Annotated in this window: 10 protein-coding genes; 4 read left to right on the plus strand and 6 right to left on the minus strand. The window is 59.2% G+C overall.

Annotated features, from left to right (window positions below):
• Positions 1-327: 327 nt before the first annotated feature.
• The gene (locus tag ABJN75_RS09640; RefSeq protein WP_348439137.1) at positions 328-954 is read left to right on the plus strand and encodes a TetR family transcriptional regulator C-terminal domain-containing protein; all 627 of its coding nucleotides are present in this window, start codon (positions 328-330) and stop codon (positions 952-954) included.
• Here ABJN75_RS09640 and ABJN75_RS09645 read toward each other — a convergent pair.
• A complete protein-coding gene (locus ABJN75_RS09645; RefSeq protein ID WP_348439119.1) occupies positions 951-1,709 on the minus strand; it encodes an SDR family oxidoreductase in 759 nt (252 codons plus the stop codon). The two genes, ABJN75_RS09640 and ABJN75_RS09645, sit on opposite strands and share 4 nt — an antisense overlap.
• Positions 1,710-1,935: 226 nt before the next feature.
• On the opposite strand from ABJN75_RS09645, the gene arsC reads away from it, so the two are divergent.
• Positions 1,936-2,340, plus strand: a complete 405-nt coding sequence (arsC, locus tag ABJN75_RS09650; protein WP_348439121.1) for an arsenate reductase (glutaredoxin) — start codon at positions 1,936-1,938, stop codon at positions 2,338-2,340.
• Positions 2,337-3,053, plus strand: coding sequence for an arsenical resistance protein ArsH (arsH, locus tag ABJN75_RS09655; RefSeq protein WP_348439123.1), 717 nt, complete (start codon positions 2,337-2,339; stop codon positions 3,051-3,053). The genes arsC and arsH overlap by 4 nt, the downstream gene beginning before the upstream one ends.
• 35 nt (positions 3,054-3,088) lie before the next feature.
• Here the strand turns inward: arsH and ABJN75_RS09660 are convergent, their stop codons facing one another.
• A complete protein-coding gene (locus ABJN75_RS09660) occupies positions 3,089-3,625 on the minus strand; it encodes a peroxiredoxin-like family protein (RefSeq protein WP_348439125.1) in 537 nt (178 codons plus the stop codon).
• An 87-nt stretch (positions 3,626-3,712) separates the two neighbouring features.
• On the opposite strand from ABJN75_RS09660, the gene ABJN75_RS09665 reads away from it, so the two are divergent.
• Positions 3,713-4,462, plus strand: a complete 750-nt coding sequence (locus tag ABJN75_RS09665; protein WP_348439127.1) for an AraC family transcriptional regulator — start codon at positions 3,713-3,715, stop codon at positions 4,460-4,462.
• Between the two features lie 17 nt (positions 4,463-4,479).
• Here the strand turns inward: ABJN75_RS09665 and ABJN75_RS09670 are convergent, their stop codons facing one another.
• The 4 genes from ABJN75_RS09670 to preA all read right to left on the minus strand — a co-directional run bounded on the left by ABJN75_RS09670 (position 4,480) and on the right by preA (position 8,120).
• A complete protein-coding gene (locus tag ABJN75_RS09670; RefSeq protein WP_348439129.1) occupies positions 4,480-5,223 on the minus strand; it encodes a YiiX/YebB-like N1pC/P60 family cysteine hydrolase in 744 nt (247 codons plus the stop codon).
• Between the two features lie 125 nt (positions 5,224-5,348).
• Entirely contained in the window at positions 5,349-5,981 is a 633-nt protein-coding gene (locus tag ABJN75_RS09675; protein WP_348439131.1) for a class I SAM-dependent methyltransferase, read from the minus strand.
• 30 nt (positions 5,982-6,011) lie between these two features.
• The gene (locus ABJN75_RS09680; protein ID WP_348439133.1) at positions 6,012-6,608 is read right to left on the minus strand and encodes a DUF2799 domain-containing protein; all 597 of its coding nucleotides are present in this window, start codon (positions 6,606-6,608) and stop codon (positions 6,012-6,014) included.
• Positions 6,609-6,809: 201 nt separating this feature from the next.
• Positions 6,810-8,120, minus strand: a complete 1,311-nt coding sequence (gene preA, locus ABJN75_RS09685; protein ID WP_348439135.1) for an NAD-dependent dihydropyrimidine dehydrogenase subunit PreA — start codon at positions 8,118-8,120, stop codon at positions 6,810-6,812.
• Between the last annotated feature and the right edge of the window lie 104 nt (positions 8,121-8,224).

Genomic DNA, 8,224 nt, shown 5'->3' on the forward strand with positions numbered 1-8,224 from the left:
GTTGGCGGTGAACGGCATCCAGAACGCGCGCAGGTCGTTTGGGGATGTGTTGAGCCGATTAGACATGCCTGGCGCGCCTCCTGACGCAATGTGTTCCCGGTCGTTGATCAATAGCCATTTCAATGGCTTTTTTCCCGCACAGGAGTTCACTGACGAAAATATTGACTGTTTGATAAAACTCTAGCAGGGTCAATCATTGGGTCAAGGCAAATTCGGCGGTGTCCGCAAGAGCTTTGCCGAGGCCGTTTTTTAGCTGGTCGAAGGTGACATGGAGCGCGCAACTTGAAGGCAAGAGCCACGGAAACCCAGCGCAAGACGCGCATCCAGATGGAGAACGAGGAAAAGATCCTCGATGCGGCGCTGGAGGAGTTTTCAGTTCATGGATTTCGTGGCGCAACCATCGACCGGATCGCCCAGCATGCGGGCATGTCCAAGCCGAACCTGCTCTACTATTTCAGACGCAAGCAGGACATCTACGAGGCGCTGATCGCCCGGCTGCTTGACACCTGGCTGGAACCCTTGCGTGAGCTCGACGCCGGTGGTGACCCGTTGCCGGAACTGCAATCCTATATCCGGCGGAAACTCGAGATGGCGCGCGATTTCCCGCGCGAAAGCCGGCTGTTCGCCAATGAGATCCTGCAGGGTGCGCCGCGCATCAAGCGGTTGCTCGAGAGTGAACTCAAGCCGCTGGTCGATGAAAAGGCCGAGGTGCTGAAGGGGTGGATGAACGCCGGGAAAATTAATCTGGTGGATCCAAGGCACCTGATCTTCTCGATCTGGTCGACGACGCAGCACTATGCCGACTTTGACGCCCAGGTGCAGGTGATCCTCGGACCCGACCGCGGCGCGGAAGGCCGTTTCGAGGATGCCGCGAGGTATCTCGAAAAGCTATTTCTTGACGGGCTGCGACCGGAAACAACAGAGGGCGAAACGCCCCGCATTCGCCATCCTTAAGCAATCAGTCCGACGGCGCGGCGGGCTTCCTCGGTCCGGAGCGAGAAATCGTCGCCGTCGTACGCACGTGCGGCATCGGTTGTCAGCCAGGCAATGGCCTCGCCGACCCAGTCGGGCGAGATGTGCATCGACCAGTCGAGCTGGCTGACGGGGTTGACGCCGGAGGACTTGATCGAGCGCTGCATGTCGGTGGCCACGGTTCCCGGCGACAGGCCGACCACCCGGATATTGTCGGCGGCGCATTCGGCGTGGGCGCAACGGGTCAGCGACAAAACGCCGGCCTTGGTGGCACAATAATGGCTCCAGCCTTCCAGCGCGCCTGCGGCAGCACCCGACGAGATGTTGATGATCACGCCGCCGCCCTGCCGTTTCATTACCGGGATGGCGGCGCGCAGGCCGTGATAGACGCCCTTGAAATTGATGTCGACCACCTGGTCCCAGGCTTCGGGATCGGAGTCTTCGATCCGGGCGATGGGATCGATCACGCCGGCATTGTTGACCAGGATATCGAGGCCGCCGAAGCTTTTGACGGCCAGGTCGACCGCGTTTTCGACATCGCCATAAGTGCCCACATCACAAGTCACCGCGATCGCCTTGTCGCCGATTTCCGAGGCGATCCGCGCCGTGTCCCGCGTCGACCGCGCAACCAGAACAACGTTGGCGCCATATCCCGCCATGATGCGGCTCGCAGCCTCGCCGATGCCACGGCTGGCGCCGGTGATCAGTGCTGTCTTGCCTGTCAAATCGATGCTCATTGGGGACTCCCTTATGGTTCCACCCTTTGTGCAATTGATCGCGCGCGCAATCAAGATGGTGATGCCGGTTGTTCATCGGAGCCGGTCGCCCTGTTGCTCGGCGAGGTCGGTAAATTCCCCTTTGTGTCACGTTTATAAATCAAGAAAACTTGATATGTGTCTGGCGTGACGAGATCGATTGCGTTAATCGGGGAAGAATCCGAGCGTCAGTGGAACAGGAGCCCTCATGAGCATTGTCATTCACCACAATCCGGGTTGCGGCACATCCCGCAATGTTCTGGAAATCATCCGGGCTTTTGCCGGTGAGCCGGTCGTTGTCGACTATCTGGAGACCGGCTGGACCCGCGGCCAGTTGCTGGGCCTCTTCGCCGCCGCCGGCCTGACACCACGCGAGGCGTTGAGAGTTTCCAAGTCCCCTGCGCATGAGCTGGGCCTGACCGATCCAGCGGTCAGCGATGACACAATTCTGGAGGCAATGCTCGAGCATCCGGTGCTGGTCAATCGTCCGATTGTCTGCACCCGGAAAGGCGTAGCGCTTTGCCGTCCCTCGGAAGCGGTGTTTGCGCTTCTCGATGTTGCATCGGGTGCAACCTACACCAAGGAAGACGGAGAGGTGATCACCGCGCCATGATGAAGGACCTGCCCAATCTTGATCAAGACAGTTTTCGCCTGCCGGAGGTCGACAGGCTGGCGTTGCCGGGCGAGGACAATCATCCGCCACGGGTGCTGATGCTCTATGGTTCGTTGCGGGAACGCTCCTACTCGCGCTTTCTCACATTCGAAGCCAAGCGGGTGCTTGAGGCGCTGGGCGCCGAGGTGCGGATTTTCGATCCGGCCGGGTTGCCGCTGGTGGAAGACGATGCAGGCGGCCATCCAAAAGTTTCCGAGTTGCGGGAGCTTTCGCTCTGGTCAGAGGCGCAGGTCTGGTGTTCGCCCGAGCGTCATGGCGCCATGACCGGCGTGATGAAGACCCAGATAGACTGGCTGCCGCTGGCGCCAATCGGCGGAGTGCGCCCGACACAGGGACGAACGCTGGCGCTGATGCAGGTCTGTGGCGGATCGCAGAGTTTCAACACGCTCAACCAGATGCGGGTTCTTGGCCGCTGGATGCGGATGATCACTATCCCGAACCAGTCCTCCGTGCCCAAGGCATTTACAGAATTCGACGAGCAGGGGCGGATGATGCCGTCGCCCTATTACAACCGTGTTGTCGATGTGATGGAGGAGCTTGTGAAGTTCACCCTGTTGACGCGCGGGCGCTCGGCCTACCTGACCGATCGCTATTCGGAACGGGCGGAAAGCGCTGAAACACTCTCCGCCCGCGTCAATATCCGGTCGATCTAGATCAAGTCACACGACCGGCTTGCGGCGCTGTCGCATTACACAGCGCCGGTGTATTCGCCGCGCGCAGGGTAATCGTTCTTAATGGCAAAATCGAGTGCGCCGACCAGCTCGGAGAAATGCGGACGAACGAACGGCATGGTCTGAACCGAACCGTAATAGAGCGTCTGTTGCGGTGTCACCATGAACAGGCCAGGTTCTGAAAACAGCTCCGGTTCCTCGATCCCAATCGAGGTCTTGCCGCGCGATGTCGAGATGTAAAGTCCCCATTCGCGCGCCTTGGACAGCGGCAGGTCGTAGCCGAAGCGCAGCGTGTCGGCACCGATCTTTTCGGCCATCTGCCGCGTGCGGTCTTCGCCATCGGAGCTGATGGCGATGGTGGCGACGCCACGTTCGGCAAAATCGGCAACGCGCTTTTGCAATTCAGTCAGATAGTTGGCGCAGATCGGGCAATGCAGACCGCGGTAAAAACAGATGACTGTTCCCCGCTCGGATGCATCGGTGGAGAGATCAAACGTGCCGTGATCAAGGGTGGAGAGTGTCAGGTCAGGTGTTTTTTGGCGGGGCATGAGCATTGGGAAAGCCTTTCAAGACGGGGTTGTGCAAGGATACTAATGTAATTACAGTCTGAAAAATCCGAATTAACTGACTGGAACGCCGATTTGTCCGAATTTGACCGTCTGACAACGCTGATGGAACGCTTCAGCCTGCAGGTGCGGGTGGCGCCGGTGGAAGCGGCGACGCTTGTGGTGACGGCCGATGAGACGGGCGTCGCCAGGCATGTCTGGTTTGATGCCGAGGGGCTCGACCCGGCGTGGACCGGGCAAACCGTGCTGTTTTCGGCCGCAGTTGATTGGGGCGGTGATGCCAATCCGCTGATTGCCGCCTTGCCCGAAGCAATCGATTTCGATCTGTCAGGTGATCCACAAACAGCAAGCCTGGTGGCGCTGATGCAATCGGAACTGGAAGCATCGCGCTGCGGTTCGGCTTCCGTGGTCAACCGGTTGGGCGAAGTGCTGATCGTGCGATTGCTGCGGGCGCAGATCGAATCTGGTTCGACAAAACCGGGATTGCTGGCGGGATTGTCCGATCCGCGACTGAGCCGCGCGCTGGTGACGATTCATGCGCAGCCGGGCCGGCAATGGCGCAATGAGGATCTGGCGACAATCGCCGGACTGTCGCTCAGCCGCTTTGCCGAGATGTTCGTGGCGACGGTGGGCGAGACACCTTCGGCCTATTTGCGTCGGTGGCGACTTACATTGTCACGGCAGGATTTGCAGAAAGGCGACCGGGTTGATGCGGTTGCGCGGCGCTATGGCTATGATTCCGCTGAAGGCTTTGCCCGGGCATTCAAGCGTTGTTACGGTCGCAATCCGGTTTCGCTGCGCCATGTAGCTTCCGCATCCCTGTGACTGCCGATGCTTGCGGTCTAATCCGGTTGTTGGCGCTTGAACCAGGTGACGGCGATGTCTTCGGCAAGAGCCTTGCCTGAAGCCTGTCGCCATGTCTTCAGGTCTGCTTTGATATAGCCGACCAGGCTCAATCCGACCTCATGGCGGATTGCCGCCACCGCGACGCGGTCCGGGATGATCGTCCGCACGCCGTAGATATCCTGGATTGACAGGTCGAGTTCAGGCATCACCCGGTGAATGAGTTCGGTACAGAATGTGCAGTCAGGCGAGTCTACATCAAAAAGGAAATCGAAATCCGCACCGATAAAGCGGAAGTAGTCCCGTATAATCTCGCGCCGCCGCATGTTGGTGCTGAATTCCGGCCTGAGGATTGCAACACGATCGGTGTTTAGCACGATTGAAGCCGGCGACAGGTGAACGCCTTTCTGGTCGGCTTCAATGAAGATCTTTCCGTTTTCGACGTCTGCGGCATGAGGCTTTATCGCGGCGGAAGTCCAGACGCCCAGATCCTGCATCTGGGACTGGGTGCCCAGATAGATCGCGGCATGTCCGAAAAGCCCCGGGATCAACTGGCCGGAAGTTCGTCCTTTCGAACTGACCAGCACGATGTCGAGCGGTTGAAGGCTGGACAGGATGGCATTTTGCGCCGCCTGTTTGGACTTGAGATAGCCGCCGCGCCAGGCAATGTGGCTCAACACAGTCCCAACCTGGGGTGCGAATACCCGCGACACATCGACAAACCAGCGTGGATAGTCTTCCATCCTGGTACAGCACTCACTGAGTCCGGCCTGGGATTGCGCTTCTGTGGCCGGTTCCGGCGCGATTTGTGCGCAGCCCTGAATCAGCAGTGTCAGTGTCAAGGATACAATGCAGATAAGCCTGTTCATCAGTCGCACGATTGCTTTCTGGCCAGCAGTATTGTGCGATAGTCGCAGTCAGGATCTTCGAGCCTGAAATCGACGATGTGTAGCCCCAAACCGGTCAGGATTTCCTCATACTCAGAAGGCGACAGGCTCGAATGGTAGACGATATCATCGCCGACATGGCCGGTCACTTCGCCCGCGTCCGGACCAACCGTCAGCATCAGGACGCCGTCCCAGTCAAGATGGCTGGCCAGCCGCACGAGAGTTGTGCGCTGCTCATCCGGTGTAAGGTGAAACAAGCTGTCCCAGCCGATGATTCCGTGGAATGTGCGACCCAGATCCAGGCGCCGCATGTCGGTTTGCATCCATTCCCCACCGGGAAAGGCCCTGCGCGCCAGATCGATCATGGCTCCAGCTGCATCTATGCCGGTGATGCGATAGCCCAGCGCCGTGAAATAAGCAGCAATCGGGTCCCCGGCACCACACCCCGCATCCAGCACGACGCCGTTTGACGGCAGCAGGGCGGCGAAGCGGTCGAGCCATGGTTTCTCGACAAGGATTTTCGATCTTTCGGTGTCGAAACGCGCCGCATTGCGCTCGTAAATTTGTTGTGTCTGTGTGGCCAATGCAGCCAGTGAAGGCATCTCACCCGGCATTGTCCAGATCTCCGTTATACACCACTGGTGCTATCCCCCTGGCGTCTGGTTATAACGAAAATCATCCATCTCGTCCTCGATCCGGCGCAGGTCCGCTTGCAGTCGGCCGATGTCGCGTTCGAGATCGCGAATGGTCCAGCGGTTGGAAGCGATTCTGCGTTCGATCGCGCGCTTGTCAGCCTTGCTTTGTCCTATCAAGTTCCCGTCGTCACGGATTTCCTGATCAATGCGGCTGATCCTCGCTTCTACATCGCGGATTTCGCGTTTTTTGCGATTGTAGGACCGACCCAGTTCATAGCCGTTGCGAAATCCTGGATCGAGATCGGCAGGGCAAACATTGGCATAGGATTGTCCGCGGCTGCCGACACTCAAGCCATTGAGCGGAGTGCAGTAGTGCGGCAGGCCCTGCTGATAGCCCTGGTACCAAAGTGTCTGGTCGGCGGCGACACCGGCTTTCTCACACGCCTTGGTATGGCGGGAAAACCGGTCCTGCGGGCTGTAGCCAGCGGCACCGTCCTGTTCGCCGACGACGCGCCAATCAGCAACGGCGCATTCTTCCTTTGACATGGTCTGACAGGACAGCAGCACGGTACAGCCCATCAATGCCAGCATTGCTTGAATCTTCATCCCGATTTTACTCCCCCGACTGTCGACAAGGAAATACCAATCCGGTTTGTGCAAGGCAACCATTGGGCATGAACTCAGTGCTGACGGAGAGGGTGCCAAGCCGCTGGACTTGGGGATTTGAGTGCGGGTCACATAGCGCCCAACGCAACAAGCCCCGGACGGCGAGGTCCGGGGCTTGCGGTCAATCAGGCGGTGGCAGGCTTATTCGGCGGCCTGTTTTGCCATCGGATTGTTCGGGTGGGTTGTCCAGTTGGCATAATTCGGATCGATCGGGCGGTTGGTGCGCGGGTCGGAGCCTTCGGTCATCTCCACCATGGTGATGCAATCATCGACCGGGCAGACATTGACGCAGAGATTGCAGCCGACGCACTCGTCATCCATCACTTCGAAATAGCGTTGGCCATCAACCATTGAGGTGATCGCCTGATGCGAGGTGTCCTCGCAGGCGATGTGGCAGCGGCCGCATTTGATGCACAGATCCTGGTCGATCCTGGCCTTGGTGATGTAGTTGAGGTTGAGGTATTGCCAGTCGGTGACATTGGGCACCGCGCGGCCCTGGAAGTCGGCAATTGTTGCGTAGCCCTTCTCGTCCATCCAGTCCGACAGGCCTTGCGCCATTTCTTCGACGATCTTGAAGCCGTAGGTCATGGCCGCGGTGCAGACCTGCACCGTGCCGCAGCCAAGTGCGATGAATTCGGCTGCATCGCGCCAGGTCTGCACGCCGCCGATTCCGGAGATCGGAAGTCCGCGGGTTTCGGCGTCTCGGGCGATCTCGGCAACCATGTTGAGCGCGATCGGCTTGACCGCCGGACCACAATAACCGCCATGCGAGCCCTTGCCGTCAATCGTCGGCATCGGTGCGAAATTGTCGAGATCGACAGAAACGATCGACGAGATGGTGTTGATCAGCGACACTGCGTCCGCCCCGCCGGCCTTGGCCGCACGTGCGGGGTAGCGGATGTCGGTGATGTTGGGCGTCAGCTTCACGATGACGGGCATCTTTGAATACTGCTTGCACCATTCGGCGACCATCTGGATATATTCAGGCACCTGGCCAACAGCGGCACCCATGCCGCGCTCGCTCATGCCGTGGGGACAGCCGAAATTGAGCTCGATGCCATCGGCGCCGGTGTCTTCGACGCGCGGCAGGATCGATTTCCAGCTTTGCTCCTCGCAAGGCACCATGATCGAGACGATCATTGCCCGGTCGGGCCAGCGTTTCTTGACTTCAGCGATTTCCCTGAGATTGATCTCGAGGTCGCGGTCGGTGATCAGTTCGATGTTGTTGAGGCCGAGAAGCCTGCGGTCCGGACCCCAGATTGCGCCGTAGCGCGGGCCGTTGACATTGACGACCGGAGGGCCGGCTTCGCCGAGTGTCTTCCAGACCACGCCGCCCCAGCCGGCCTCAAAGGCGCGCTCGACATTGTAGGCCTTGTCCGTCGGCGGCGCCGAGGCGAGCCAGAACGGGTTGGGTGATTTGATACCGAGAAAATTGGTGGAAAGGTCAGCCATGATATCTTTTCCTTCCTCAAGCCATCAGGGCTTTGTGAATGCTTTCAGCGGCAATCTTGCCGTCCTCGACCGAGACCACTGTGAGATCCTCGCCATCGGCGATG

It is taken from the genome of Hoeflea sp., from assembly GCF_039975035.1.
In the GTDB taxonomy this organism is placed as follows: Bacteria; Pseudomonadota; Alphaproteobacteria; order Rhizobiales; family Rhizobiaceae; genus Hoeflea.